We start from the raw sequence: 25,710 nt of genomic DNA, 5'->3' as shown, positions 1-25,710 counted from the left end.
TTATCCGGATATCTGTAGGGGCACGCCATGGCGTGCCCTTACAAATGATGGCGTGCCCCTGCAGATAATAGCATGCCGCCCCTACCTCACCTCCTGCCAATCTCTTGCATAGCGGAAATCGATACCGGGTGTCCGGCCTGATAGTTTGGCTATAACGGGCATCATCCTTTTGTACTGGTTCCTGACAACCATCTTCCTGACACGGTCATAGAAGGGTTCCTCTATCCCCTGGCCAAGGATCGCATGTTTATCCATTCTCTTTTCAAGCATCATATAGAGGAGCAAATCAACGGCTTCATAACTGAATCCGAGATCATCCTCATCGCTCTGTCCTTCCCAGAGGTCGGCTGAAGGCGCTTTGACAATAAGGGGCTCCGGAATGGCGAGATGACGGGCAAGACCTCGTACCTGGGTTTTATAGAGATCGCCAATTGGATTGATGGCTGAAGCCATATCGCCAAAGAGGGTGCCGTAACCAAGAAGCAGTTCTGTTTTGTTGCTTGTTCCGGTGACCAGGCGACCATCTCTTGCTGAAACATCATAGAGCAATATCATCCTCGTGCGCGCCATAATATTGCCCCTTCTCAACAACTGATTTTCCGGTACAGAGGAAAAAAAAGCATCGACAACAGGCGTAATCGGCATCTCTTCGGCCTGTATGCCGAGCTTTTTAATCATGAGTTCCGCATGTTCGAGACTTTCCATACTGCTTGAAGCATAGGGCATCATAAGCCCTAAAACGTTCTGCCTACCCAGTGCGCGAACCGCCAGTTCACAGACAACAGCCGAATCGATACCGCCTGACAGACCAAGTACGACCGAACTGAATCCGAACTTTCGAAGCTCATTGAAAAGAAATGCTTTGAGAATATCCTCTACCAGGTGATAATCGAGATGGAGATCCTGAACCTTCATAATGGGCCGTCTAAAAGTTGAACAATCGAATGAGTGAGCCAATCAGTAAAAAAGCTGCTGTGTTGACCACCACTACAAAAAAACCGGTATTTCTTAATGCTGATGCTGAAAGAGTTTCATCATGGTCAAGCAGCAGCTTTAAACCATTTCTGCCAATGACAAGAGCATAGCCGAGAGCAAACGCAGCAAAAAACCAACTCAGGGAGCCCGTAAAATAGAAAAGTTCAAAGAGCCATACGGGGGTCATCGCATAGGAGAAAACCGTGAGCACTTTCGATTTGAAACTCTCTGTGTGTTGCGGCCGGAGCAAGAAGAGCGCTCCTCCCATCATGAGATAGAGCGCTGCGACATCAATGAGAAAGGTGGCAATGGTAAAGAACATGGCTGGTCGGGGTACACCGATCAGAGGAAATTTTACGAACTGCACAAGGGCAATAACCGGAACGGCATACTCCCTGAGTACACTGGACTCCCCAGCTACCTCTCTCTTCTTGATAGCACGCCATAACGTGCTATTACGGAACAGGAGAGCAAACATTGAGGAAAAAAGTTCATGAACGCCCATAAGAGTGCTTATCTAAGCCATTTTGAAGGGTTTTGCTTGACTCGGCCTTTCCATATCTCAAAATGCACAACGGAAGCTCCCTCAGCAGTTTTTCCGGCGAATCCAAGCAGTTGCTGCGACTTGATAATATCGTCTCGTGCTACACTTAACTGACCCAGATTGGCATACACGGTAAGATAAGATTGCGGATGGCGAACAATAACGATATTGCCAAAAGTGGGAAGAAAGGCAATCTGGACTACCTTGCCACCAGAAACAGCCCTTACCTGCGTGTTGGAAGGGACAGAAATATCGATCCCGTTATTGGTGGTTACAATTCTGAGATCCTTGTCTTTTACCGTTCCAAACCTTTTGGAGACGACACCATTCTGTACAGGCCAGGGCAGTGAACCAAATGCTCTGTCAAAATTTGCGGAAACGCCTTCCAACTCGGGAGAATCCAGATTGAGTGTTTGATTGCCTTGCTCTTTTTCCGGACTCTTCATGGCTCTCTGCGGGGCCTCTTCCATCGCTTTGTTTGCAGTATCAGGAGCCACTCTTTGTTCGACCGTTTTTTTCTTCTTCACACGAACCCGCCCGACAGCAGGACGTTCGGTCCGAAGGTGCTCTTGCTCAGGCTGTTTTTGCTCAAGTCGTTGGGCCTCAAGTCGTTTTTGCTCAAGTTGCAGGGTCTTGCGACGCCTTGCTTCAAGATTTTTTCTTCTCCGTTCACGTTCAGCCTCCAGAGCACGCTGCTCAGCCAGAATGAGTGACTCTATCCTTGACTGCAATTGCATACGTTTCTGCTGGACAGTTGCAAGCTGTGCGAGATATTCCTGCTTGTTTTTCTTTAACCGGTCAAGTACCACCTCTTTCTCTTTTTTACTGGCTGACCAGCTTTTCAACTGCTGCTCCTGCTCCCTGACGACTTTAGCTTTTTGCTGATAGCTCTGCTCAAGCGCAATCCTGCTATTTTCAAGCTTTGCAGCAACCTGCTGCAGCTCTTCGACATTGCTGCGGACAGAACGGGTAAAAAAACCCATATATTGCGCGCGTACCAGAGCTTTGGAAACGGAACCTGCAGCAAAAAAATGCTCTATATCCCTGTTTCCACCATATTTATATGCTGATATCACCGTCCTGCGAAAATCATCAGAAACCCTGCCATAAATCTTGCGATTCCCCTGAAGCTCATCATGAAGACGGTCAATATCACCATCGAGCCTGGTGAGATAGCTCTGGTTTTCATTGATCATCTTTTCAAGTACCAGAATCTGGCTACGAATATTTTCCAGAGCCTTAAATGAGTGTGACTCTTTTTTTGTTGTCAACTTCAGTTTTGATTGGTACTCCTGGAGCTGCAGCTTGAGATTCGAAAGGTTTTTTTCAACTGCTGCACGCTCTTTCATGATCTTTGTGATCTCGCCGTTTCTCGGCAATGCTACCGTTGTTGGGGGCGACAGCACTGATACAAGCAAGAAGAGAACGCTGGCTATGCGCAATACTCTATAAAAAAAAGCAGGTGGAACGATAAAGGTCATAAAAAATCCCCAGGCATTAAAAATTCTGCTACCCTTACAAATAAAAATGGTGAGAAGAGACCATCGAAAAACACAAGAAAAACATCAACTCAAGGTAAAGGATAAAATCTTTTCTTCGCAAACGGTCAAAGAAAAAAAAATTTGTTTTTCTTGACCTGAAATAATGGTAACTATCCGTTTTTCATCAGCGTATCGAATACATGGACAAGCTTGTCATAAAGGGCGGTAGCCGCATCTCCGGCACTATAACGGCCTCAGGCTCAAAAAATACCTCTCTGCCAATCATTGCCGCAACACTGCTTACCGGCAATGGCACCTTTACCCTTCATCATATCCCTGATCTGAAGGATATCGTGACCTTTACCCAGCTTTTGCACCACCTGGGAGCTGAAACGACCTATGAGGGCAACACCCTGAAGGTTTCATCCCGCAATGTACAAAGTCTTCAGGCACCCTATGAACTGGTAAAAAAAATGAGGGCATCGATCTATGTTCTTGGACCGATGCTTGCACGATTTGGCCACGCAAGAGTCTCTCTTCCCGGGGGATGTGCTTTCGGACCACGCCCCATTGACCTTCATTTGATGGCTATGGAAAAACTTGGCGCCACGATCACCATCGAAACCGGATTTATTGATGCCACCATTCCAGGCGGAAAACTGCAGGGTGGCCATATCACCTTCCCGATCTCTTCTGTCGGTGCGACGGGAAATGCTCTCATGGCGGCTGTCCTTGCCGAGGGTACCACAACCATCAGCAATGCGGCTGCAGAACCTGAAATTGAGACGCTCTGCAAATTTCTCATCGCAATGGGAGCAACAATCAGGGGAACAGGAACAACCGAACTTGAAATAGAGGGGTGCAATACACTCAAAGCTATTGAATTTAAGAACGTTTTTGATCGCATCGAAGCTGGGACACTTCTTGCGGCTGCAGCCATAACTGGAGGAGATATTACTGTTAATGGCGTTGAACCCGAACAGATGAAAGCTGTACTGAAAAAATTTGTGCACGCGGGATGCCTGGTTGAGACAACAGACAACAGCATAACCCTGAAAAGTCCGAAAAAGCTTATTCCAACCGATGTCACCGCAAAGCCTTATCCAGCCTTTCCAACCGATATGCAGGCCCAATGGATTGCTCTGATGACGCAAGCTGAAGGATCAAGTCATATTACCGACAAGGTCTATCATGAACGGTTCAACCACATCCCTGAGCTGAATCGGCTTGGCGCCCATATTGAGATCCATAAAAATCAGGCAATTGTTCACGGACCGCAACAGCTCTCGGGTACGAAGGTCATGTCAACCGATCTGAGAGCCTCAGCAAGCCTTGTTCTTGCAGGCCTTGTCGCTGAAGGAACAACGGAAGTACTGCGAGTTTACCACCTCGACCGGGGATATGAAAAGATCGAAATAAAACTGAACAGCCTTGGTGCCGATATCAGCAGGGAAAAGTATGATGAATTTCACTGACTTTAATAAAAAAGAGGATTATTTTTTTGGATATTATCAGCAATGCATTATATTAACTGCCTCTAAAGCTAAGCATTGAGGGCCCTTAGCTCAGTTGGTCAGAGCAAGCGACTCATAATCGCTGGGTCGTAGGTTCAAGTCCTACAGGGCCCACCGTATTGTGAATGAGAAAAAAAATTACCTGGCGTGTTCGTCTAGTGGCCCAGGACATCGCCCTCTCAAGGCGAAGATCACGGGTTCGAATCCCGTACACGCTACCATAACAAGCACCCGTAGCTCAACTGGATAGAGTATCTGACTACGAATCAGACGGTTAGAGGTTCGACTCCTCTCGGGTGCACTCCCTTCTTCCTGGCTTAACAGCTTTTCTCTCTTTCGGCGATGCTTGACCTTGCTTTTCTTCTCGCTCCTGTATTTGCAACATTTTTTCTGGGAATGTTTTTGCGGAAAACATCAGTTTTTGATGATTACGCGCCGGATGTTCTTTTTAAGCTTGTTTATCATTTGACGCTTCCTGCACTCCTGATTTCCGTACTTTCCTGGGTGGTCATCAGTCGTGCGATGCTTTTTCTTCCTCTTCTCTCTTCGCTTCTTATCCTTTTGACGCTCGCAGCGGCTTTGCTCACGGGAAAAGCCATCAAGATGCAAAAAAAAACCTGGTTGGTAGTTGCAGGTGGCTCAATGATCATGAATGTGGGCTTTGTCATACCCTTCATTCAATCATTTTATGGAGACGATGGGCTGGCTCGCCTCTTCATCTTTGATCTTCCGAATGGGTTGTTGGCTTCTGCAGTGGTCTGCACGTTTGGCAACAATGATGGAGGTGCCACTAAAAATGGCCTGCTCAAGAAACTCATCACCTCCCCCCCTCTTCTGGCCCTGATTGCAGCTCTTCTGATGAATGCATTTGATCTGCGTCCCATGCCCATTGCAACCTCAGTACTGCACTCCATCGGCAAGCTGACGATACCGCTCATGCTTCTTGCTCTCGGGGCATCATTCAGGATAACAAAAATCAACCCATTCCATCTTGCTGTCGCCATCGTCCTGCGCATGGTTCTCGGACTTGCTCTCGGAGTATGGCTTGCCAGCCTGTTTGGCCTTGAAGGGCTCGACCGGGCCATTGTGGTACTCTCAGCTTCCGCACCGGCAGGGTTCTCAACCATCAGCCTTGCCTCGATTGAGGAACTTGACCACGAATTTGCCGCAACTCTTGTAGCATCTTCGATGATCGTGGCAATGATTCTTATTCCTGTACTTCTCACCATTCTCTAAAAAAAAAGAGAAAAGAAAATTGGAATAAATTATTTTTTACTATATTCACCTCACTATTGAGGAGTGGCCAAATTGGTAAGGCTCCTGATTCTGGATCAGGCAATTTGCAGGTTCGAGTCCTGCCTCCTCAGCAAAAAAAAAGAGACAAACTAACCATTTGTCTCTTTTTTTTTGCTGAAATCCCGATCATTATCTGATTATCCGTGCTGCCGGGCAACCTCTCGCTGACCAAACTGTTTGCAGCTTCAGCCTTTTTGCACATTCACTCTTTTTACACCCGCAAGCACCATAGCCGATACCTTTTCATGAGCATCCGTGGTGCAAAAAAAAAGAGACAGAACTTGCGTTCTGCCTCTTTGACATAAGAGACCGGAAAACCGGAAACTTATTTTGCAGGTGCTTCTGCTGCTGGTGCTGCTGGTGCTTCTGCTGCTGGTGCTTCTGCTGCTGGTGCTGCCGGTGCCTCTGCTGCTGGTGCTTCTGCTGCTGGCGCTGCAGGTGCTTCTACCGGTGCTTCTACTGGTGCTTCAGCTTTTTTTGCGCAGCCAACGAAAGAGACTGAGCTCAAAAGAAAGAGGAAAATGAAAAGTTTTTTCATTGCTATTATTATTTTTGTTGTTTGATAATTGACAGCTTCATCAGCTCTCGAATAATAAAAAAAAACAGCGACTTTTCAAAAGCCTACTGTATGGCGGAATATGCAAAAAAATTTCACATCCCGCCTTAATAAATATTTTTTTTACTCAACAAGCAACTCTAATTCTGCTTTTTCAAGCTTGTGAAAGTTAAGATATTGGTAAACATTCTCCTCTTTTTCGCCTGAGAGATGACGGTTGATGATTTCCATATACTCATCTTTGTTTGGCAGGTGACCAAGAAGGGCGCATACTGCAGCAAGCTCCGCTGAGCCAAGATAGACCTGTGCTCCCGTGCCCATGCGGTTATCGAAGTTTCTTGTGCTGGTAGAGAAGACTACGGCATTATCGGCGACCCTTGCCTGATTACCCATGCACAGTGAACATCCCGGACGCTCAATACGGGCTCCGGATGCGCCAAATATCGAGTAATAGCCCTCTTCGATCAGTTTTGTCATATCCATTTTCGTGGGAGGAACAATCCAGAGCTTTACCGGGGCAACACCCTTGTTGCGCAAAATTTCGCCGAGAGCGCGGAAATGGCCAATATTGGTCATACAACTTCCAACAAAGACCTCGTCAATGACTTTCGGCCTGTCGTCGGTACGAAGCACCTCACTGAGCGTCATGACATCATCAGGATCGTTGGGGCAGGCAAGAATCGGCTCGGTAATTTTGTTCATATCGACCTCGATAACTGCTGCATACTCTGCATCACTGTCTGGCTCAAGAAGAGAGGGGTTTGCAAGCCAGGCTTCCATTTTACCGATTCGACGTTGCAGGGTATCAGCATCGCCATAGCCCAGCTCTATCATTTGTTCGAGCAATTTGACGTTTGAGCTGAGATATTCGATAACCGGTTCTTTATCGAGCCGGACAGTGCAGGCCGCAGCGCTTCGTTCGGCAGAAGCATCACTGAGTTCAAAAGCTTGCTCAACCTTGAGTTTCGGCAGCCCTTCGATTTCAAGAATACGACCGGCAAAGACGTTTTTCTTGCCTTTCTTTTCGACGGTCAGCAAGCCTTGCTTCAAGGCCACATAGGGAATGGCGTTGACCAGATCCCGCAATGTAATACCTTGCTGCATCTCACCAGTAAAGCGCACAAGCACTGATTCAGGAACATTCAAAGGCATGGTTCCGGTAACACCTGCAAATGCTACAAGCCCTGAACCTGCCGGGAACGAAATGCCGATTGGAAAACGGGTATGGGAATCAGCGCCAGTACCAAGTGTATCGGGCAGCACCATGCGGTTCAGCCATGTGTGAATAACACCGTCTCCGGGTTTAAGCGAAACGCCGCCCCTGCTCATGATAAAGTACGGGAGGCTTCTGTGCAACTTCACATCAGAAGGCTTTGGATAGGCTGATGTATGGCAAAAGCTCTGCATTAAGAGATCAGCGCTGAAACTGAGTGCTGCAAACTCTTTCACCTCGTCACGGGTCATGGCTCCGGTTGTATCCTGTGAACCAACCGTAAGTGTCTCTGGTTCAACATACATCCCCGGACGCACACCCTGAAGACCACAGGCCTTGCCGATCATTTTCTGGGCAAGCGTGTAACCTTTACCGCTGTCTGCAGGCTGTTCAGGACGCAGGAAGAGGTTGTCTTCACCTAATCCGAGAGCTTTTCGTGCCTTTCTGGTCAGGGTTCGGCCAATAATCAGGGGAATACGTCCTCCGGCACGAACCTCGTCCGCAATCGTATTCGGGGAGAGTTCGAACCGCGCGATCACTGCACCGTTTTTCTCTATGGTACCTGTGGCAAGATAAAGATCAATAACATCGCCCATCTCCATTGCCGTCACATCAGCCTGGACAGGCAAGGCACCCGAATCCTCTGCTGTATTGAAAAAAATGGGAGCAATAATGCTGCCAATAACCACTCCACCGCTCCGCTTGTTGGGTACTGCTGGAATATCGTTACCAATGTGCCACTGAACCGAGTTGATTCCCGACTTCCGGCTTGATCCGGTACCGACAACATCGCCAACATAAGCAAGTGGATGGCCTTTCGTTTTCAGCTCGGCAATGGTTTCTATCGGATTGGTTATCTTGGTACCAAGCATACAGCGGGCATGAAGAGGAATATCGCTGCGAGTAAATGCCTCACTGGCTGGAGAAAGATCGTCCGTATTGGTTTCACCCGGTACTTTGAAAACCGTAAGGGTCATTTTTTCCGGAAGTGTTGGCCTGGAGGTAAACCATTCTGCTTCTGCCCATGACTTGAGCACCTCTTCAGCATAGGTATTGGTTTTTGAGAGGTCAACCACAACATCGAACAGGTCATAGACCAGCAAGGTCTTTTTCAGCATCGCAGCAGCTTCTCTGCATATCGTCGGATCGTCATGACCGAGCGCATCAACAAGAGGCTTGACATTATAGCCTCCGAGCATGGTTCCCAGAATGCTGACGGCTTCCACTTTGTCAATCACGCTGCAGGAGAGCTCTCCCTTGAGGATAGCATCAAGAAAAGCGGCTTTTTCAAAGGCGGCATCATCAACGCCCGGGCTAATATGTTCACGAAACAACTCAAGCAGATACTCCGGCTCCTCAACGACTTCCTGCTGAAGCAGACCAACAAGCAAACGGGTCTGCTCGGCCGTTAATGGTAAGGGTGGAATGCTGAGCTTTGCTCGCTCTTCAGTATGTGCGCGATATTGGTCTACAAGACTCATAAGGTCAATCTCCATGTGTTTATGTGTATGTGAAAACGAATAGACTTCAGGTAAATGCAGGCGAAAACGCCTATGCTGTCAGGCGACAGAAGACAATCTTAAAAATACCATACCTCCACTGCATAAGCAAGTATCGCCCTTTTCGGAAGCAGCAGCCATAACTAAGTTCTTTAGGTAAAGAAAAAGAATCAGCCCGCTTCTTTAAGGTAAAAAGGTGAAACGGGAGATTAGAGTGATCAAAATTTCAGGCGATGAACATGCTGTCACCATAACTGAGAAAGCGATACCCTTCCTCAAGCGCTTTCTGGTAGGCATTGCGCAGATGATCGGGGCCGGCAAATGCTGCTGTAAGCATCAGTACCGTTGAACGGGGTGCATGAAAGTTAGTCAGAAGGCAATCGATGATACGGAATTGATACCCTGGATAGATGAATATATCGGCCTCTCCTGTCAGTGGTGCATCTCCCGTAAAAGTCTCCATGCGCTCCCCTGCATGTTCGAGTGCCCTGGTTACCGTAGTACCTACAGCGATAACCCTTCCTCCGGTAGTTTTTACCTTGCGAATCTTCTCAACCAACGTTGCGGGTATTGAGTAATACTCGCGGTGCATGACGTGCTCCTCAAGGGCATCTGCCCTGACAGGAAGAAAGGTACCCAGACCAACATGCAGTGTAAGGGTAACCATGTCAACACCCTTCCGGCGAAGCGTGTCGAGCAGCTCTGAAGTCATGTTCAGGGAGGCGGTCGGAGCGGCTACAGAACCCGGTAATTCAGCAAAAACGGTCTGATAGCGCTCCCGGTCAACCTCTTCAGCATCTCGCTTGAGATAAGGGGGAATAGGCACACCACCAAAACGTTCAAAGAGGTCGCTGAGCGATCGCTCCCCGCAGACGGCAATTCGGGCAATACCGTGATCAACAATGTCGGTAACGAGCAATTCCTGATCGTGCGCCATGAGTTTGTCGCCCTTTTTCAGCTTCCCCCGGTAAAGCACCCGATTTTGCTCCTCCTGATGCTTTTCAAGAAGCATCAACTCAATCCTGGCACCGGTAGATTTGCTGGCATAAAGCCTTGCGCGGAGCACCCTCGTATTATTCAGCACAAGCAGGTCACCTGGCTGCAAAAAAAGGTCGAGACTGGCATAGGATGCGTGTACAACAGCGCCAGAGTGACGATTGAGCACCAGAAGACGAGTGGAACCACGTTCCGCAGGTGGATATTTTGCAATCTTCTCTTCCGACAATTCGTAATCAAAATCACCAGTTCTCATAGCGCTCTCAATCTCGCCCGAACAGCCTCAGCATGGGCCTGGAGCCCCTCATGGTCAGCAAAGGATGCAATTTTCTCCCCACAACGATGCATTTGCTTTTTTGAATAGGAGATGATTGAGGTGTGCTTGACAAAGTCACGCACCGAAAGCGGCGAAAAAAACCTTGCGGTTCCATTGGTCGGGAGTGTATGGTTCGGACCGGCGAAATAATCACCGACGGTTTCGCAGGAGTATCCTCCCATAAAAATTGCACCGGCATGGTGAATATCCGGCAATATTTCCCAAGGGTGTTCGACATGCAGCTCAAGATGCTCGGGAGCAATCATATCCGACACTTCGCAAGCCTCTTCAAGTGAGCCGACAAGTACGATGGCACCATTGTGCTGCATTGAGGAGGCAATAATCTCCCGCCTGTTCATTCCCGGAAGACGAGCTTCAGCACACTCCCTTACGGCTGCAGCAAGCGATGCTGAGGGGGTGATCAGCACGGCCGATGCATCGGGATCATGCTCCGCCTGGGCAAACATGTCAAGGACAATAAATTCAGGATTGGCCATTTCGTCTGCTATAATAACCACTTCGGAAGGACCTGCAATACTGTCGATGGCGACATGACCAAAAACCTGCTTTTTGGCCAGCGCTACATATTTGTTGCCGGGACCTGTGATGATGTCAACCTTTGGAATGCTCCTGGTACCATAGGCAAAGGCCGCTATTGCCTGGGCTCCGCCGAGTTTGTATACGGAGGTAATTCCGGCAACAGCCGCCGCAGCAAGAATATCGGGATTTACCTCTCCCGAAGCATCACAGGGAGTGGTCATGAAAATATCTTTGACCCCGGCCACTTTTGCCGGAGCAGCGTTCATAAGCACCGATGAGGGATACGATGCCTGCCCACCAGGAACATAGAGAAGAGCACGCTGCATGGGAGTTACTCGCTGACCAAGAACCACCCCTCCCTCTGCTTCATAAAAAAAACTTTTCTCTGCTTCGTACTGATGAAACCGGACAATATTACGGTACGCCTCCTCAAGTACGGCCAGAAAAGAGTGATCGGCATTATGGTAGGCTTCCTGTATTGCTCCCTGGGGAACAACCATATCGGACAACCTGACTCCCTGGAAGCGCTCCGTGTAATCCAATACAGCGATGTCTCCCTTCTGGCGAACCTCTTGCAAAATTTCTTCAACAGCAGACTGAACAGAAACATCAAAAGTAACGCTTCGACTCAACTGCTTTTCAAGAGCTGAACGCTCTTCCGGAAAACGATATTGGCGTAACACTTCTTACCTCATTTTGGTTATCAGGCTTCAGAAATTCCGTTGTGGCAATGTACATAATAGCTCTCTTTCCCGAAACCCCGAACCGGGAGTGGAAAAGCGGAGCAAACTGCAAAAAAAGTGGTCAAAGAATCAATTATTTCATTTGAAAAAAAGTTGCATTGATCTACCTTAAGAGTTCAGTTTAAACCTTGGAATATAGCCTGAATCCGCTCCTTTCCAAGCCACTATGACAGACACACAGAACCATGAGAATATGAGCTTTTTCAGTAATCTGTTCAGGGACATCGCCATTGACCTGGGAACAGCAAATACATTGATTTTTATACGGGGTAAAGGTGTTGTTTTAAATGAGCCTTCTATAGTTGCCCGCGAGCGCAACACAGGAAAGATCGTCGCTATCGGACATGAAGCACTTCTTATGCATGAAAAAACCCATCCCGGCATTGTAACCATCCGCCCTCTGGCCAATGGTGTCATTGCTGACTATGAGGCAACGGAAGAGCTGATCAAGGGATTAATCAATAAAACAAAAAACCAGTTTTCACTCGGTATCCGCCGTATGGTTATCGGTATCCCGTCAGGCATCACTGAAGTTGAAAAAAGGGCTGTTCGCGACTCTGCCGAACATGTTGGAGCCAAAGAGGTTTATCTGGTCACCGAGCCCATGGCGGCAGCCATCGGTATCGGACTTGACGTCCAGGAACCAATGGGCAATATGATTGTCGATATCGGGGGCGGCACCACAGAAATTGCCGTTATTTCACTCGGTGGCATTGCATCAGGTGAGTCGCTTCGGGTCGCAGGAACCGATATCACCAATGCGATCGTCCGTCACTTCCGCAAAGCTTACAGTCTGGCAATTGGCGAACGTACTGCCGAGGATGTGAAAATTAAAATTGCGTCGGCCTATAAACTGGAAAAAGAGCTCACCATGATGGTCAGAGGCAGAAACCTGGTAACCGCGCTTCCCGAGGAGCGAGAGGTCAACTCTGCAACGATCAGGGAAGCAATAGCGACTCCAATCAGCCAGATTATCACCTCGATCAAAAAAAGCCTCGAAGTGACCAAACCGGAACTTTCGGCTGACATTTTTGACCGCGGGCTCTTCCTTGCCGGTGGCGGATCGCTCATCAAAGGGCTTGACAAAAGAATCAGTGAAGAGACCAAGCTTGCCGTGCATATCAGCGAAGACCCCCTTACCGCTGTGGCAAGAGGTACGGGAGAGGTACTTGAAAACCTTGAAAAGTACCGGAGCGTCCTTCTGACGAGTAAACGGTACTGAAAAACAAGAGCGAAGAGAGCGCTATGCCTCTGCGAGAAGCATCGTATAATATGCTTCATACTGTTCAACAAGCAAGGCGGTCTCATACCGCTTTGCCTGGAGGACACATGCCTGGGAACACTCTAACCAGTGGCCGGGATCTGAAAGCAGAAGAAGCGCCTTCTCCATCATGCCGTTGATATCTCCCGGAGCAAGCAGATAACCATGAACCCCAGGAACAATAAATTCGGGAAAACCTCCCGCCATGGTTGCCACGACCGGGACACCACAGGCCATGGCTTCAAGCGCGGCAAGGCCGAATGACTCAACATTGCTCGGCATCAACATGAGGTCAGCGATAGAGAGCAGTGGAACAATATCATCCAGCTTGCCGAGAAACCGTACCCGATCCACTATTCCCAACTGGCGAACCTGGATTTCAGCATCGCTGCGTTCCGGACCATCACCCACGAGCAGCAGCGTTGCATCAACGCGTTTACTTAAAGCATAAAAAATCCGGATAATATCGCCAATACATTTTACCGGCCTGAAATTGGAGATGTGAATAACAATTTTTTCCTGCCCAAGGCCAAGTTGTTCACGAATTTCCGGTTTCGGAGAGCGAAAAAAGAGTGACGTATCAACAAAATTAGGAATGACCGTAATCTCCTTTTTTGGGCTGAACATCCTGACCGTCTCATCCTTCAGCCAGGCGGACACGGTCGTCACCCCGTCAGATTTGTTAATAGCGAGCCTCACAACATCCTGCATCCCCCGGTCGGCACCCACGACGGTGATATCGGTACCATGCAGCGTGGTTACCAGCTTGAAACACTTCAATTCGGAACATTTGTCCTCAATCATCTGGCGTGCAAGCATGGCGCTCAAGGCGTGGGGAATCGCATAGTGAGCATGAACAATGTCAAGTTTTTCATAATAGGCGATATCGGCAATTTTCGAGGCAAGGGCGAGAGAGTAAAAGGGTGACTCAAAAAGCGGATAGTGCATCACTTCAATCTCATGGCAGAAAATATTTCGCGAAAAAGCTCCGAGCCGAAAAGGAGCTGACTTGCTGAAAAAATGAACAATATGCCCTCTGGCAGCAAGCGCCTTGCCCAGCTCTGCGGCAATTGCCCCGCTCCCCCCGTAAGTATGGTGACACGAAATACCGATTTTCATTTTTTGCATGGGAATATTTCTCTTGTGACTCCCTGCATCTTGCAGGATGAGCCCGTTTTATTTGCCCAGGGATCTGCCCTGCAGCCAAGCCAGCCTTGACAAATCTCCATATAAAACACAATATAACCGGATTATCGTTCTCTGTATCGTTGCGGAGGCAGTTCTCTCTGCCTGGCCTGTCCGTATTGTGGAAGGTCACTGGCCAGCTTGTAGCTAAAAAAAAACTTCCGGACTGCATCAATTTTCCGGCCCGCATTACAAACTGAAGGCAATTCATGCTATTATAAGCGGTAGAGGCCGCCAATGGATGGAACCCCTGCACGGCTTTGAACACAAACAACAGAAAATTACTGAACAACAATTCATAGAAAGCAGCAAAATATCTTCATGGAAAATGCTCATAAAAAACAACAGGTTGCCCTGAGTTCGGTTCTGGCAAGCCTTCTTCTTACGATTATGAAGCTCGTTGTCGGTATCATGAGCGGCAGCATCGGCATTATATCCGAAGCCGCCCATTCTGCCCTCGACCTGGGCGCTGCCTCCCTGACCTTGTTCGCCGTAAATATGAGCAGCAAACCAGCCGACAGAAAACACCACTACGGTCATGCCAAGGTCGAGAGCGTCTCGGCGCTTATTGAAACCGCTCTTCTTGTTGTAACGAGCATCTGGATTATCTACGCCGCAACTGAAAGGTTGCTTGCCGGGAGCGTAGAGATCGAAGTGAAGTGGTATGCCATTGCCATTATGGTCATCTCCATTGTGGTCGATTTTTCACGGTCGAGGGCACTGAAAAAAGTCGCGAAAGAGACGAACAGTCAAGCCCTTGAGGCTGATGCATTGCACTTCAGCTCTGATATCCTCAGCTCTGCGGTCGTGCTTTTGGGCCTCATTTTTGTTTCACTCGGTATTGCCTGGGCTGATGCTGTTGCCGGTATTGCGGTCGCACTGCTGGTGGGCTGGGCAGCATTCAACCTTGGGAAAAAAACCATTGACGTACTGATTGATGCCGCACCGGAAGGCATTACCGATCGTCTTGAGGAGATAACCATGACGGTCAGTGGGGTCATTTCCATCGACAAGGTGCGGGTAAAACCAACCGGGCCGCAGGTATTCATTGAAATGGCCGTCTGTATCAACAGAACGCTCTCGGTTGAAAAGGTTCAGCGCATCTGCTCTGATATCGAAAAAAGAGTGCGTGATGAGTTTCCCGTGGGTGATATCACCATCAACACAAGGCCAATTGCACTCAACAGCGAGACTATTGCTGAACGGATCCATGTCATAGGGTTGAATCATAACCTTCACGCCCATAACATTTCCACAAACCTCACTGAACGGCAAAAACAGATCACTTTTGATGTCGAAATCGACCAGCAACTCACCATTAAGCAGGCACACGATACCGTTAACGCACTTGAAGAGGAGTTACACCGCGAGTTCGACGGTGAACTCAATATTTGCATCCACCTTGACCCACTCCGCAATGACGAGTGCTGTACCACGACCCTTCAGGCCGGAGAAGAAAAAGTTGTACGCGACACGATCATCAATGCAGCACAAAGCATCAGGAAAATCCAGGATGTCCACGATATTCAGATTCGTAAAACAGATAAAGAGAAGCTCTTCATTACCCTGCACTGCTCATTTAACGACGAGGTACTCCTTGAAGAGGTTCACTCACTGACCAGCCAACTGGAAGGAGCAATTTATCGCTCCCTGCCCAATGCAGGACGGGTGATCATCCACGCTGAACCGCTCTTTGCATGAGATGGCGTGAAAAAAGAGTTATCTTCTCTTTCAAAAATATTACCGGCAACACCCTCATGGTTGTCGCAAACCACAGGGCACTCGGCTACTCCGTTACGACGGCACTGTACGACCGCTCATTGCTGGTTTTTTCCTGCTCAGCCTTGCATCTCTCCAGGCAATGCATTGGGCAGAAAAAAAGGAACAACAACCGGCAAGCAGAATGATGGATGAAACCCTGAGAAATGAAAAGCCGTCACGATAATGGGAGGGTAAGGTTTCCCGTATTCGACATTTTGCCGCCTGATACGTCCTGCTCCTGATCCTTTTTATCGGAACTGGTCACCAGTTTATGCAAAATACCAATCACAAGCAGGGAGGCGAGCAAAAGAGCATAGTGCCATGGATTAAAAAGCTGCTCAACATTCTGGCCTGCAGTGGCAATCTTGACCGGTTCAACAATCAATTGCCGCAGGAGCGTAATCATGGCAACTTCGATGAAAACCACCACATGAAAAACGCCGGTTTGCACATAGTTGATTTCAGCCGAAATGAGGCTTGAGAGCGTCCACACAATAAAAAGGGTGCCCAGTGACTGCAGAAAACCATGAGCCAGATTATTCATCTCAACTGAGTGAACAACAGCAACGGAAAATTCCCACAACACCATGAGACTTGCCATAACAAGAGCCAAGGCAAGAAATGCGTGAAGAAGATGATTAAAGGCCCGCAAGGCCGTCAAAAGGTGATCTTCGAACGATGCTATCATGTGCATGACCGTCTATTATATTTCTTCCATCGGCAACAATAATTTCGGGTAGAACATATGGGGAACAGCAAAAGAAGCCCACACGCTTTGTGCATCTTGAAAAAACCTGCCTATTCCATTGTAGTAATAAGCTTCCGGGTTTGCAAAAGAAATACCCTTCTTCCAGGGGTATTCTCTCATTGAAAAACTCTTCACACGTTTTGTGAACCCCGAAATCCGATCTCTCTTTTCCCTTTCACCCTGAACTCGCCCTGATAACGTTGGAGAGTTCAGGAACTGGATGTACATTACGTGAAGGTGATCTTTTCTGGTATCCCTGAAGAGCTGCATTCTCTCCTGCAGTCATACACTTATAAATAAAATCATGAAGACCAAGAAACCAGTATGCGTTACCGGAGCTTCCGGATTCATTGCATCCCATATCGTCAAGCAACTGCTTGAACAAGGATACCGCGTCAGAGGAACGGTACGCAAAAGCTCTCAGAACTACCCTTTCCTCCTCGCTCTTCCAGGAGCTGCGGAGCATCTTGAACTTGTTGAGGCTGACCTGCTTGCTCCCGGTTCATACGACAAGGCCGTAGAGGGTTGCGACTATGTAATGCATACGGCAAGCCCTTATAAAAATAAGGTAAAAAATCCACAAACCGATCTGGTTGATCCAGCAGTAAACGGAACCGAAACGCTCCTTGAAAGTTGCCTGAAATCGGGCTGCGTTAAACGAGTGATTTTGACCTCCTCCATTGCCGCCATTACCGATGAGCCGGACAGCACAAAAATTTTTACGGAAAAAGAGTGGAACATCATGTCCTCTCTCGATCGAAATCCTTACCACTACTCAAAAACCCTTGCTGAACTGGCGGCATGGGATTTCATCATGAAAAAGCGACCACCTTTTGATCTGATTGCCATCAATCCCTTTATGGTTATTGGCCCTTCACTCGCTCCATCACTCAATACCTCCAATGAGATGATTCGCGACATCATGATTGGCGTTTACCCTGGAATCATAGACATCAACTGGGGCTTCGTTGATGTGCGGGATGTGGCAAAAGCGCATATTCTTGCAATGGAAACCGATACAGCAAGCGGTCGTTACCTTTGCTCGGCTGAGGCATTGCACATGAGAGAGGTGGTAGCACTGCTTAAATCTTCTGGTTTCGATAAGTACGCCCTGCCAAAGGCCAATATGACAGGAAAGATAGGTACTCTGCTCATGAAAGGGCTCTCTTTCACACAGCCGAAGGATATCGGCATGTATATCCGCACAACCATCGGACGTACCATGCACTATGACAATTCGAAAATCAGGCGTGAACTTGGCATCTCCTTCATGCCAGTCAGGGAAAGTCTGATTGAAACTATAAAAGATATGGTGAAATGGGGTCATCTGACACCACCCAAAAAGTAGCAAACAACCAGGACTGCTTTACTGAAAACAGCCTGACAGTCACGAATCATCCCGTTACCTCATTGACCAGGAATACAGCATGCAGAGACGCATCAGACTATTAAACAAGATGATACTGCCTCTCATGGCTGTACTGTTTTTTTTTCACGCCGCATCCCTCAGGGCGCTGCCGATAACGACAACTCATTCTGACTCTCTGACGGGAGAAAGGGCAAGACTGTTAACCGGAGAGGTCATTGTAGCGCTCTCAAATCTGCAGGAGGGAGTTACCGGCATAGAGGGACAAATCTATATTGCAGCTCCGCCAAAAAAGGTCTGGGAAGTGATAACTGATTTTAAAAATCATAAAAATTTTGTTCCGAATATTATCGACAGCGACATCATTTCGGACAATGGTATTGAAATCGTGATGTTTGAAAAGGGAAAAAGCAGAATGTTTATCTTCTCGAAAGAGGTCTACATAAAAATGAAAGTATGGGGAGAGGGGCTGACGCGGCTTCGTTTTCAGCAAATAACCGGTGATTTCAAGGTCTATCAGGGAGAGTGGACTTTGGTCGATTACCCGCAGGGAGCAGGAACATTTCTTACCTACAGGGCAGAAGTGAAGCCGGATTTTTATGCCCCCCAGTTTGCTGTCAGAAATGTGCAGAATCGGGATTGTCCTCTGATGATGATCGCAATGAAAAAACAGGCTGAATTAAACCATGCGAAATCGTTACCGTCTGAAAAGGAGTGAGGGCGGAGCGTCACGAAAAATGGTACGATCATCAACCACCCTTGACGTCTGTATCGTGCGGCGTTTCTTCATGGTCGCAGCAAGAGCCCGGAGATTGAAAGACCATGCGCGGAACACTGCTCCTGATTTTTTCAGCGATCCGGGAAACTGTGTGAGATAAAAGAGTGCAACCGCAAGGTCAAGCAACAGACGCAGCGGAAGCACCCACAGAAGCCCTGCCATACCACGGTTCTTCAGAAGCATAGTCACATTATTGCGATGATTGAGATAAATTTTTTCTGCCGATCCGCCCTGCAGCGATGCACCCCCTTCATGCAGAACAAGTGATGAAGGAACCGATGCTATGCGGTATCCAGCAAGCTTCATCCGCCAGGAGAGGTCAATCTCCTCCATCTGCATGAAAAAATCCTCATCAAACCCTCCAAGCTCTTCGGCCACCGCTCGTTTTACAAACATGGCAACACCCGATGCCCAGAAAATTTCCTTCCCGCAATCGTACTGCCCCCTGTCGCTCTCAACACCGGAAAATGTCCGACCAAGGCACCAGGGATAACCAAGCTGATCCATCATACCGCCCGCAGCACCGGCATAATCAAAGATCTTTTTGCCCTTGCGATAAGGCTTAAGCGAAAGGATTTTAGGCTGCAAGGCTCCCATATGGCTATCGGCAAGAGCAGCCGTAACAAGCTGTTCAAGCCACATCGGATCGTGCTCCGTATCGTCATTCATGAAAACCACATAGTCAGCCGAAGAGCTTTTCAGCCCCGCGTTGCAACCTCCGGCATACCCCCTGTTTTCCGGAAGTCGTAACAGACGTGCATTGCGGTAACGCTTGACAAGAAAAACAAGGCCCGCCTCGCTGCCACCGTTATCGACCACGATGATGCCCATGGAGGGATAGCTGCTCTGTTCGAGCGAATCAAGGCAGCGCTCAAGCATGTCGCGCCTCCTGTAATGGGGAATAATGATATCAACCGAGGGAGAGAGTGCCATCGGTCAGCGCAACGTTTTCCAGAACTCCGCGGCCAGGCGGGCTGTCTCTTCAGGAGTTGCAGAAGCTGCGATGTACTGCAAAAGGGCACTTCCCACGACGGCTCCGTCTGCAAAGTTCCACATATGCTCTACCTGCGCCTTATCCTTGATGCCAAAACCGACAACAAATTTTTTCCGGGCATGTTGGCGTACCCTTTTCAGATAGTCATCAACCGCTGACTCTGTCGCCGTATCGGAAAGCTTCGCTGTCCCTGTTGTACCATTGACCGCAAGACAGTAGGAAAAATCGGTCGAGAGGCTGTCGATCAGCTCTATCCTTTCGGGTGGAGTAACCGGTGAAACAAGAAAGACAACGGTAAGGCCAAACCCCTTTGCTTTTTCGAGAAAATCTGCCGCCTCCTCGGGAGGAAGATCGGGAATAAGCAATCCGTCAACTCCCGCCTCAAGGGCATCATGCAGAAAACAATCACCACCGTAAGCAATCAGGGGGTTGCAGTAGCCCATCAGAAGGATGGGGGCTGTAATTTTTTTGCACCCTTCGCCCTGCCGGGCTCTGCGTACCAGTTCAAGAAGATATTTGATGGTCACACCGTTACGGATAGCGGTATGGGCTGCATCCTGAATCACTGGCCCATCGCCTATCGGGTCAGAATAGGGCATACCAAGCTCAATGATATCAACCCCGCTCTCCTCAAGCGCCTCAAGCACGGGGAGCGTCGAGCCAGTTACCGGAAATTCCGGCATATAATAGGCAATCAGGAATTTTTTATCCTGCTTCACCAACTGGGTAATTCGATTCTCAGACATAATGAACTTTTATATTTGTCGGCAATAATTTCTACAAGATAATCTGAATAGCGGCTATCATGGAAGTCATGACAAGCATGTGCACAAGAACACTCCCCCACACATTTCTGGTATTCACAACAATATAACCACCAATAATACCCAATGGAAATGCCATCATCGCCATCATTGCTCTCTCCATCATATTTACAGGAGCAACGGCTAAATGATTAAGAAGAAAAAACAGGGTCGTCAAAAATACAGTCAGATGCTTATTCAAACCCTTCTCAATCATAGCCGAAAGCATGATTCCTCTCCAAAGGAACTCTTCAGCAATAACCAGAATCGGATAAAGATAAAGGAGCGAACGATTGACAAGCAGATACTCCATCCCGGACATCATTGCAGTATCATTTTGACTCTTCATCATAGCAGTATTCATCATGGCAACCAGTAACAGGAGTGTACCACCGATGGCACCCCACAAGAGCGACTTCTTCAGGTCACCTCCAGCAAGATACATCTCCTTCCATTCACCGGTTGTTTTACCCCGGTAGAGCACCAGACCAATGGAACCAATAACATAAAGGAAAAGTGCGGGCCACTCCTGAAACGGCGTAAAATGCCCTGCAAGACCAAGGAGCCAGATGGCCGCCATAAGGGCAAAAGAGAGGTTGAACCGTGCTGTAGAGGAGTCCGGTTCAAAAGAGAGCGGTTTGACAGATTTCATGACTGAAGGGTATTGATTGAAGGATGAATACTGCTGGTATGCCTGCTATGCTCTGCCGATTTCTGCTGAATATACAGAGGACGAGCTTCATAATCAATCGGGTCGGTAATGCCCATCATCTCAAAGGCTCTGAGTCTGCGGGCACAACTGTCACAGAGACCACAGGCCTTCCCTTCACTTTTATAACATGACCAGCTCAATTCGAAGGGAACCTGAAGCTCAATGCCTTTTCGGACAATTTCCGACTTCTGCATCTCAATGAGCGGAGTAAGGATTGCAATATCGGTCTCCGGTTTCGTTCCGAGTACGATAACGGTATTGAAAGCGTCATAGAATACCTTTCGGCAGTCGGGATAGCCGGAGGAATCCTCCTCGACCGCTCCAATAAAAATCTTGCTGGCACCGATCACTTCCGACCAGCTCACGGCCATCGAGAGAAAACCCGCATTGCGGAATGGCACATAACTGGTAGGTATCGAAGAGCCCTGCAGGTCAGCACCGCCCACCGGCATGGAGAAATCGGTGAGGGATGAGCCGCCAATCTGGGCAAGAAAATCGGCATTGACTTCAAGTCGCTGCTCTATGTTGTAGTGGCTACAGATGGAACGGAACGACTCCAGCTCCTTCTGCCAGGTTCGCTGCCCGTAATTGACATGCATGGCTGCAAGCTCAAAGCCTGCGGCATGAGCCATTGCTGTGGTAACAAGGCTGTCCATGCCACCGCTGAGAAGAACTACTGCTTTTGGTTGTGTTGTTGACACGAATCTCGACATCTTGTATGTTAAAAGTATCATATTATGTTTCAAGGCAAGCATAACCCTTTTCACGAAAGTACGCAACGCTCTCGACTATCTGAAGTGTTGATTGCCTCTTTTTCGATGCCACGCACCGTGTTTGGGATGTGTCATTTCACTTATTCCCTGATTACAAGCTTAAGGTTTTGACTGAATCTGCATACTTTCAGTTATGCTTGGGGGGGTAATGGATTGACATACGCACTGTTTCCGAAAAAATCCAACCGCAAAAAAAGCCGGGCTTAATGACAAAACTTCGTCAGATTCAGATTGATGCTCCAGAAGATTTTGCAGCAAATCTTGATATCTATCTATCCGGAGAAAAAAATGCCTCCACCAATCTTTCTTGATACCTTGTTCGTTGTCGGGTTAGTCAATCGTATAATGAATCCATCAAAATTATCAACGATTTTTTGCAGTCAGAGGGTACGGAAATTACTCACCTGAACCCCACATTATTTCGGCAGGCCTTCAAACTAATTTGACTACATTTGTGATAGAAGTAGAGATTTTATTCTGTAGATATGGCGATATTATATGCCGCTTTCAATACGCTGAACGAAGGGCTGCAAAAGACGACTGCCATGAATGACTGCCACAACAACAATGCGTTCAGGTTCAATCCGATAGATCAACCTGTAACTATAAACAAACAGTTCACGGATGTTTTTGTCAGCAATCTCTGGAACCATACGTCCCATTTCGGGATTAGATGGTATATTTTCGGCAGCGCTGACAATTTTTGAGGCAACAATTTTAGCATACCAAAGTGAATCGCGCTCTACGAAAGAGGCAATCAACTCAACATCTTCAAGAGCTTCGGGTGACCATGCTAACAAACAAGCCATCGACTCAAACGATCTTTTACCACTTCATGTGAAATTGCACCTTCAATTTCAACTCGTTCAAGACCACGATTAACTTTTTCCAGAACATACAAGTGATACTGTATATCCTCATAGTTGACGTCATCGGAAAGAGTTTGCAACATGGTTGATACTTCTGTCTTTGGAGTACTCATGACTAACTACCGTTAAAAATGTCCAGCTTTCGATATATTTCCACACCCTCTTTTGGTCAAAAGTACACAACGCTTTAGATTATCTGAAATATTCATGGCATCTTTTTCCAAAAAAAGCTCTTGCCTAACGTCAATATCAACAATCAATAACAAAAAAAAGCCAACCCGAAGGCTGGCTTTTTTTATAGAGTATGGAGGCGCCAAAAATTAATACATGCCGCCCATTCCACCCATTCCGCCCGGAGGCATTGCCGGCATGTCGGATTTCTCTTCCTTCACATCGGTAATTGCTGCTTCGGTGGTCAACAGAATGCTGGCAACCGATGCTGCGTTCTCAAGAGCGCTTCTGGTTACCTTTGTTGGATCGACCACACCTGCTTCAACCAAGTTTTCGTACTGTTCTGTTCTGGCATTGAAACCAAAATCACCCGTTCCTGCCTTTACTCTCTCCAGAACAACGGCGCCATCGGTGGTACCGGTGTTTGCTACAATCTGGCGAAGTGGTTCTTCAAGTGCACGACGGATAATTTCAATACCGGTTTTCTGATCTTCGTTATCTGCAATAGCTCTGTCGAGACCCTTGATTGCGCGGATCAGGGCAACACCGCCACCAACGACGATACCTTCCTGTACGGCAGCACGGGTTGCGTGCAGTGCATCTTCAACACGGGCTTTCTTCTCTTTCATCTCGACTTCGGTTGAAGCTCCGATGTTGAGGACAGCAACGCCGCCTGAAAGTTTTGCAAGACGTTCCTGCAGTTTTTCCGTATCGTAATCAGAGGTCGATTTTTCAACCTGTCCCTTGATTTCGTTGATACGAGCCTTGATCTCTTCAGCGCCGCCCTTGCCTTCGACAATCGTGGTATTGTCCTTGTCGACAGTCACGCGACCAGCCTGACCGAGGTAGGAAATGGTTGCATTCTCAAGTTTGTAGCCTTTCTCTTCGGAAATAACGGTACCACCGGTAAGAATAGCGATGTCTTCAAGCATGGCCTTGCGGCGATCGCCAAAGCCAGGAGCCTTGACAGCACATACTCTCAGGGTGCCACGGAGCTTGTTGACAACAATTGTTGCAAGCGCTTCGCCTTCGATATCTTCTGAAATGATCAGAAGAGGACGACCGGACTGTGCTGATTTTTCAAGAATCGGAAGCAGCTCCTTCATGTTGCTGATCTTCTTGTCGTAGATAAGAATCAGCGGATCTTCGAGCTCGGCATCCATGGTCTCGGAATTGGTCACGAAGTAGGGAGAAAGGTAGCCACGATCAAACTGCATACCTTCAACAACCTTCAACTCAGTGTCCATTCCCTTGGCCTCTTCGACGGTGATGACACCATCTTTTCCAACTTTATCCATCGCATCAGCAATCAGATCGCCGATTACAGGATCGTTGTTGGCAGAGATGGTTCCTACCTGTGCAATCTCTTTTTTGCCAGAGATGCTGCGGCTGATATTTCTCAGCTCCTGCACAACCTCTTTAACCGCACGGTCGATGCCTCTCTTGAGGTCAATCGGACGGGCGCCTGCAGCAACGTTCTTGAGGCCTTCACGATAGATTGCCTGGGCAAGAACTGTTGCGGTGGTGGTACCGTCACCGGCAACATCACTGGTCTTTGATGCAACTTCACGCACCATCTGGGCACCCATGTTCTCAAAAGGATCAGAGAGTTCGATCTCTTTTGCTACAGTGACGCCATCCTTGGTTGAGGTTGGAGCACCAAATTTTTTATCGATAAGTACATTACGTCCGGCAGGTCCAAGGGTAACCTTCACGGCATTGGCGAGTTTGTCAACGCCAACTTTAAGTTTTGCTCTGGCATCAGAGTCAAAAAGAATATCTTTAGCAGTCATTGTAAAGCGTTCCTCCTGTAAGTTTTTTAAAAAAAGTTAATCACAGATCAGCCAAGAATAGCAAAAATGTCCGACTCACGCATGATGAGATAATCCTCACCCTCGACGCTTACTTCTGTACCGGAATACTTGCCATACAAAACTTTACTGCCAACTTTGACCTGCATTTCAAGCAACTGGCCATTATCGGCAATTTTACCTGCTCCTACAGCAACAACTTCACCATACTGCGGTTTTTCTTTCCCGGTATCAGGAATGTAAAGGCCACCTTTGGTTTTTTCTTCCGCCGCTGCAGGCTTAACAATAACTCGATCAGATAAGGGTTTCAAGTTCATTGTCTTCTCTTGTTTGGGTTTTAGATTTAATAGTAAGATACTATTGACTGAAATCAGAGAGTTTATGCTGTTAGCACTCAACAGAGTCGAGTGCTAACAGGACACTTAATAATAACAAAAATACTTTTCCTTCCAAAGAGTTTCTTTATCATGAGAGGAAGGTTATTAACTATCATAAATAACAATGAACCAGCAACTCTATTATTGCACGATCGGTAAAGTTACCGTAGAAAAACTTGACAGTATACAGTCGAAAATGCGTGATGATACGGCGACTGACGAAGAGCGGCAATTCGCCACTCTTTTGCAGGAAATATCGGCTCTTGCCAAAAACAGGCTTTCGGTAGCCGAAAACGAGAGCGATTTCAGCAAAGGAGAGGCGGTTTGGGTGGAGCGCACCTCAGCATCGCACTTTCCACATATCCGGCTTCATGGCGGAGCACTTGAGGATGACCCGGATAGGAGTTGACGGGCTGATAAGGCTTGCG

The 25,710-nt window shown here is 47.9% G+C and carries 25 protein-coding genes and 4 tRNA genes; 13 read left to right on the top strand and 16 right to left on the bottom strand.

Annotated features, from left to right (window positions below; all coding sequences use genetic code 11):
* Positions 1-81 precede the first annotated feature (81 nt).
* From PPHA_RS04245 to PPHA_RS04235, 3 genes are read right to left on the bottom strand one after another with little or no spacing between them, the layout of a single operon-like run.
* Positions 82-915, bottom strand: a complete 834-nt coding sequence (locus PPHA_RS04245) for an NAD+ synthase (RefSeq protein ID WP_012507640.1) — start codon at positions 913-915, stop codon at positions 82-84.
* Positions 916-925: 10 nt separating this feature from the next.
* Positions 926-1,480: a hypothetical protein gene (locus tag PPHA_RS04240; RefSeq protein WP_012507639.1), complete on the bottom strand. Its 555-nt coding sequence runs from the start codon at positions 1,478-1,480 to the stop codon at positions 926-928.
* Between the two features lie 8 nt (positions 1,481-1,488).
* Positions 1,489-3,000 carry a M23 family metallopeptidase gene (locus tag PPHA_RS04235; RefSeq protein WP_012507638.1) on the bottom strand — a complete coding sequence of 504 codons (1,512 nt, stop codon included), beginning with the start codon at positions 2,998-3,000 and terminating at the stop codon, positions 1,489-1,491.
* 200 nt (positions 3,001-3,200) lie between these two features.
* On the opposite strand from PPHA_RS04235, the gene murA reads away from it, so the two are divergent.
* From murA to PPHA_RS15885, 7 genes are all read left to right on the top strand, one after another.
* A complete protein-coding gene (murA, locus tag PPHA_RS04230) occupies positions 3,201-4,475 on the top strand; it encodes a UDP-N-acetylglucosamine 1-carboxyvinyltransferase (protein ID WP_012507637.1) in 1,275 nt (424 codons plus the stop codon).
* Positions 4,476-4,554: 79 nt separating this feature from the next.
* A tRNA-Ile gene (locus tag PPHA_RS04225) sits at positions 4,555-4,628 on the top strand.
* Positions 4,629-4,658: 30 nt separating this feature from the next.
* Positions 4,659-4,735: transfer RNA gene (locus tag PPHA_RS04220), tRNA-Glu, on the top strand.
* Between the two features lie 6 nt (positions 4,736-4,741).
* Positions 4,742-4,815 (top strand) — tRNA-Arg (locus tag PPHA_RS04215).
* A gap of 95 nt (positions 4,816-4,910) precedes the next feature.
* Positions 4,911-5,750, top strand: a complete 840-nt coding sequence (locus PPHA_RS04210; protein WP_223293981.1) for an AEC family transporter — start codon at positions 4,911-4,913, stop codon at positions 5,748-5,750.
* Between the two features lie 57 nt (positions 5,751-5,807).
* A tRNA-Gln gene (locus PPHA_RS04205) sits at positions 5,808-5,881 on the top strand.
* Positions 5,882-6,140: 259 nt separating this feature from the next.
* Complete coding sequence (locus tag PPHA_RS15885) at positions 6,141-6,335, top strand: hypothetical protein (RefSeq protein ID WP_049759891.1); 195 nt, start codon at positions 6,141-6,143, stop codon at positions 6,333-6,335.
* Positions 6,336-6,489: 154 nt separating this feature from the next.
* On the opposite strand, the gene acnB is transcribed toward PPHA_RS15885, so the two are convergent.
* The 3 genes from acnB to hisD form a co-directional block, all read right to left on the bottom strand.
* Positions 6,490-9,060: a bifunctional aconitate hydratase 2/2-methylisocitrate dehydratase gene (gene acnB, locus PPHA_RS04195; RefSeq protein WP_012507634.1), complete on the bottom strand. Its 2,571-nt coding sequence runs from the start codon at positions 9,058-9,060 to the stop codon at positions 6,490-6,492.
* Positions 9,061-9,304: 244 nt separating this feature from the next.
* Positions 9,305-10,330 carry a tRNA preQ1(34) S-adenosylmethionine ribosyltransferase-isomerase QueA gene (gene queA, locus PPHA_RS04190; protein WP_012507633.1) on the bottom strand — a complete coding sequence of 342 codons (1,026 nt, stop codon included), beginning with the start codon at positions 10,328-10,330 and terminating at the stop codon, positions 9,305-9,307.
* Positions 10,327-11,613 (bottom strand): histidinol dehydrogenase, encoded by a 1,287-nt coding sequence (gene hisD, locus PPHA_RS04185; RefSeq protein ID WP_012507632.1) that lies wholly within the window; start codon positions 11,611-11,613, stop codon positions 10,327-10,329. The genes queA and hisD overlap by 4 nt, the downstream gene beginning before the upstream one ends.
* A 253-nt stretch (positions 11,614-11,866) precedes the next feature.
* Here hisD and mreB point away from each other — a divergent pair, with 253 nt between their 5' ends.
* The gene (mreB, locus tag PPHA_RS04180; RefSeq protein WP_041526683.1) at positions 11,867-12,895 is read left to right on the top strand and encodes a rod shape-determining protein; all 1,029 of its coding nucleotides are present in this window, start codon (positions 11,867-11,869) and stop codon (positions 12,893-12,895) included.
* A 21-nt stretch (positions 12,896-12,916) separates the two neighbouring features.
* Here mreB and bshA read toward each other — a convergent pair whose 3' ends face one another.
* On the bottom strand, positions 12,917-14,053 hold the full coding sequence (gene bshA / locus PPHA_RS04175; RefSeq protein ID WP_041526422.1) for an N-acetyl-alpha-D-glucosaminyl L-malate synthase BshA: 1,137 nt from the start codon (positions 14,051-14,053) through the stop codon (positions 12,917-12,919).
* Between the two features lie 387 nt (positions 14,054-14,440).
* On the opposite strand from bshA, the gene PPHA_RS04170 reads away from it, so the two are divergent.
* Together PPHA_RS04170 and PPHA_RS04165 are read left to right on the top strand one after the other, a co-directional pair.
* Positions 14,441-15,820, top strand: a complete 1,380-nt coding sequence (locus tag PPHA_RS04170; protein ID WP_012507629.1) for a cation diffusion facilitator family transporter — start codon at positions 14,441-14,443, stop codon at positions 15,818-15,820.
* The gene (locus PPHA_RS04165) at positions 15,817-16,026 is read left to right on the top strand and encodes a hypothetical protein (protein ID WP_041526421.1); all 210 of its coding nucleotides are present in this window, start codon (positions 15,817-15,819) and stop codon (positions 16,024-16,026) included. Before PPHA_RS04170 ends, PPHA_RS04165 begins: the two co-directional genes overlap by 4 nt.
* A gap of 29 nt (positions 16,027-16,055) precedes the next feature.
* On the opposite strand, the gene PPHA_RS04160 is transcribed toward PPHA_RS04165, so the two are convergent.
* Positions 16,056-16,568 carry a phosphate-starvation-inducible PsiE family protein gene (locus PPHA_RS04160; protein WP_150085775.1) on the bottom strand — a complete coding sequence of 171 codons (513 nt, stop codon included), beginning with the start codon at positions 16,566-16,568 and terminating at the stop codon, positions 16,056-16,058.
* 15 nt (positions 16,569-16,583) lie between these two features.
* Complete coding sequence (locus tag PPHA_RS04155) at positions 16,584-16,898, bottom strand: hypothetical protein (protein ID WP_041526420.1); 315 nt, start codon at positions 16,896-16,898, stop codon at positions 16,584-16,586.
* 34 nt (positions 16,899-16,932) lie between these two features.
* On the opposite strand from PPHA_RS04155, the gene PPHA_RS04150 reads away from it, so the two are divergent.
* Together PPHA_RS04150 and PPHA_RS04145 are read left to right on the top strand one after the other, a co-directional pair.
* Positions 16,933-17,976: an SDR family oxidoreductase gene (locus PPHA_RS04150; RefSeq protein ID WP_012507627.1), complete on the top strand. Its 1,044-nt coding sequence runs from the start codon at positions 16,933-16,935 to the stop codon at positions 17,974-17,976.
* A gap of 124 nt (positions 17,977-18,100) precedes the next feature.
* Positions 18,101-18,712, top strand: coding sequence for an SRPBCC family protein (locus PPHA_RS04145; protein ID WP_223293980.1), 612 nt, complete (start codon positions 18,101-18,103; stop codon positions 18,710-18,712).
* Here PPHA_RS04145 and PPHA_RS04140 read toward each other — a convergent pair.
* The 7 genes from PPHA_RS04140 to groES form a co-directional block, all read right to left on the bottom strand.
* Entirely contained in the window at positions 18,692-19,705 is a 1,014-nt protein-coding gene (locus PPHA_RS04140) for a glycosyltransferase family 2 protein (protein ID WP_012507625.1), read from the bottom strand. The genes PPHA_RS04145 and PPHA_RS04140 overlap by 21 nt on opposite strands.
* A gap of 3 nt (positions 19,706-19,708) precedes the next feature.
* Positions 19,709-20,512, bottom strand: coding sequence for a tryptophan synthase subunit alpha (gene trpA / locus PPHA_RS04135; protein ID WP_012507624.1), 804 nt, complete (start codon positions 20,510-20,512; stop codon positions 19,709-19,711).
* A 31-nt stretch (positions 20,513-20,543) separates the two neighbouring features.
* Entirely contained in the window at positions 20,544-21,221 is a 678-nt protein-coding gene (locus PPHA_RS04130) for a CPBP family intramembrane glutamic endopeptidase (protein ID WP_012507623.1), read from the bottom strand.
* The gene (queC, locus tag PPHA_RS04125; RefSeq protein ID WP_012507622.1) at positions 21,218-21,994 is read right to left on the bottom strand and encodes a 7-cyano-7-deazaguanine synthase QueC; all 777 of its coding nucleotides are present in this window, start codon (positions 21,992-21,994) and stop codon (positions 21,218-21,220) included. Before queC ends, PPHA_RS04130 begins: the two co-directional genes overlap by 4 nt.
* Positions 21,995-22,548: 554 nt before the next feature.
* On the bottom strand, positions 22,549-22,863 hold the full coding sequence (locus PPHA_RS04120) for a type II toxin-antitoxin system RelE/ParE family toxin (protein ID WP_012507620.1): 315 nt from the start codon (positions 22,861-22,863) through the stop codon (positions 22,549-22,551).
* 380 nt (positions 22,864-23,243) lie between these two features.
* The gene (gene groL / locus PPHA_RS04110; RefSeq protein ID WP_012507618.1) at positions 23,244-24,887 is read right to left on the bottom strand and encodes a chaperonin GroEL; all 1,644 of its coding nucleotides are present in this window, start codon (positions 24,885-24,887) and stop codon (positions 23,244-23,246) included.
* 47 nt (positions 24,888-24,934) lie between these two features.
* A complete protein-coding gene (groES, locus tag PPHA_RS04105) occupies positions 24,935-25,222 on the bottom strand; it encodes a co-chaperone GroES (RefSeq protein ID WP_012507617.1) in 288 nt (95 codons plus the stop codon).
* Between the two features lie 184 nt (positions 25,223-25,406).
* On the opposite strand from groES, the gene PPHA_RS04100 reads away from it, so the two are divergent.
* On the top strand, positions 25,407-25,691 hold the full coding sequence (locus PPHA_RS04100) for a hypothetical protein (protein WP_012507616.1): 285 nt from the start codon (positions 25,407-25,409) through the stop codon (positions 25,689-25,691).
* Positions 25,692-25,710: the final 19 nt, after the last annotated feature.

It is taken from the genome of Pelodictyon phaeoclathratiforme BU-1 (genome assembly GCF_000020645.1).
Classification (GTDB): domain Bacteria; phylum Bacteroidota; class Chlorobiia; order Chlorobiales; family Chlorobiaceae; genus Chlorobium; species Chlorobium phaeoclathratiforme.
Note: the sequence above shows the minus strand (reverse complement) of the source record. Positions and strands in the feature narration are given on the sequence as shown.

Coding starts and splice junctions, on each gene's coding strand:
- PPHA_RS04145 (WP_223293980.1), top strand. CDS start 18,101: ATGGCTGTACTGTTTTTTTTTCACGCCGCATCCCTCAGGGCGCTGCCG.
- PPHA_RS04170 (WP_012507629.1), top strand. CDS start 14,441: ATGGAAAATGCTCATAAAAAACAACAGGTTGCCCTGAGTTCGGTTCTG.
- PPHA_RS04130 (WP_012507623.1), bottom strand. CDS start 21,221: ATGAAATCTGTCAAACCGCTCTCTTTTGAACCGGACTCCTCTACAGCA.
- PPHA_RS04155 (WP_041526420.1), bottom strand. CDS start 16,898: ATGCAGCTCTTCAGGGATACCAGAAAAGATCACCTTCACGTAATGTAC.
- PPHA_RS04140 (WP_012507625.1), bottom strand. CDS start 19,705: ATGGCACTCTCTCCCTCGGTTGATATCATTATTCCCCATTACAGGAGG.
- mreB (WP_041526683.1), top strand. CDS start 11,867: ATGAGCTTTTTCAGTAATCTGTTCAGGGACATCGCCATTGACCTGGGA.
- PPHA_RS04165 (WP_041526421.1), top strand. CDS start 15,817: ATGAGATGGCGTGAAAAAAGAGTTATCTTCTCTTTCAAAAATATTACC.
- PPHA_RS04235 (WP_012507638.1), bottom strand. CDS start 3,000: ATGACCTTTATCGTTCCACCTGCTTTTTTTTATAGAGTATTGCGCATA.
- bshA (WP_041526422.1), bottom strand. CDS start 14,053: ATGAAAATCGGTATTTCGTGTCACCATACTTACGGGGGGAGCGGGGCA.
- PPHA_RS04240 (WP_012507639.1), bottom strand. CDS start 1,480: ATGGGCGTTCATGAACTTTTTTCCTCAATGTTTGCTCTCCTGTTCCGT.
- queC (WP_012507622.1), bottom strand. CDS start 21,994: ATGTCGAGATTCGTGTCAACAACACAACCAAAAGCAGTAGTTCTTCTC.
- groES (WP_012507617.1), bottom strand. CDS start 25,222: ATGAACTTGAAACCCTTATCTGATCGAGTTATTGTTAAGCCTGCAGCG.
- acnB (WP_012507634.1), bottom strand. CDS start 9,060: ATGAGTCTTGTAGACCAATATCGCGCACATACTGAAGAGCGAGCAAAG.
- queA (WP_012507633.1), bottom strand. CDS start 10,330: ATGAGAACTGGTGATTTTGATTACGAATTGTCGGAAGAGAAGATTGCA.
- PPHA_RS04150 (WP_012507627.1), top strand. CDS start 16,933: ATGAAGACCAAGAAACCAGTATGCGTTACCGGAGCTTCCGGATTCATT.
- PPHA_RS04100 (WP_012507616.1), top strand. CDS start 25,407: ATGAACCAGCAACTCTATTATTGCACGATCGGTAAAGTTACCGTAGAA.
- murA (WP_012507637.1), top strand. CDS start 3,201: ATGGACAAGCTTGTCATAAAGGGCGGTAGCCGCATCTCCGGCACTATA.
- PPHA_RS04120 (WP_012507620.1), bottom strand. CDS start 22,863: ATGGCTTGTTTGTTAGCATGGTCACCCGAAGCTCTTGAAGATGTTGAG.
- PPHA_RS04210 (WP_223293981.1), top strand. CDS start 4,911: ATGTTTTTGCGGAAAACATCAGTTTTTGATGATTACGCGCCGGATGTT.
- trpA (WP_012507624.1), bottom strand. CDS start 20,512: ATGTCTGAGAATCGAATTACCCAGTTGGTGAAGCAGGATAAAAAATTC.
- groL (WP_012507618.1), bottom strand. CDS start 24,887: ATGACTGCTAAAGATATTCTTTTTGACTCTGATGCCAGAGCAAAACTT.
- PPHA_RS04160 (WP_150085775.1), bottom strand. CDS start 16,568: ATGATAGCATCGTTCGAAGATCACCTTTTGACGGCCTTGCGGGCCTTT.
- PPHA_RS04245 (WP_012507640.1), bottom strand. CDS start 915: ATGAAGGTTCAGGATCTCCATCTCGATTATCACCTGGTAGAGGATATT.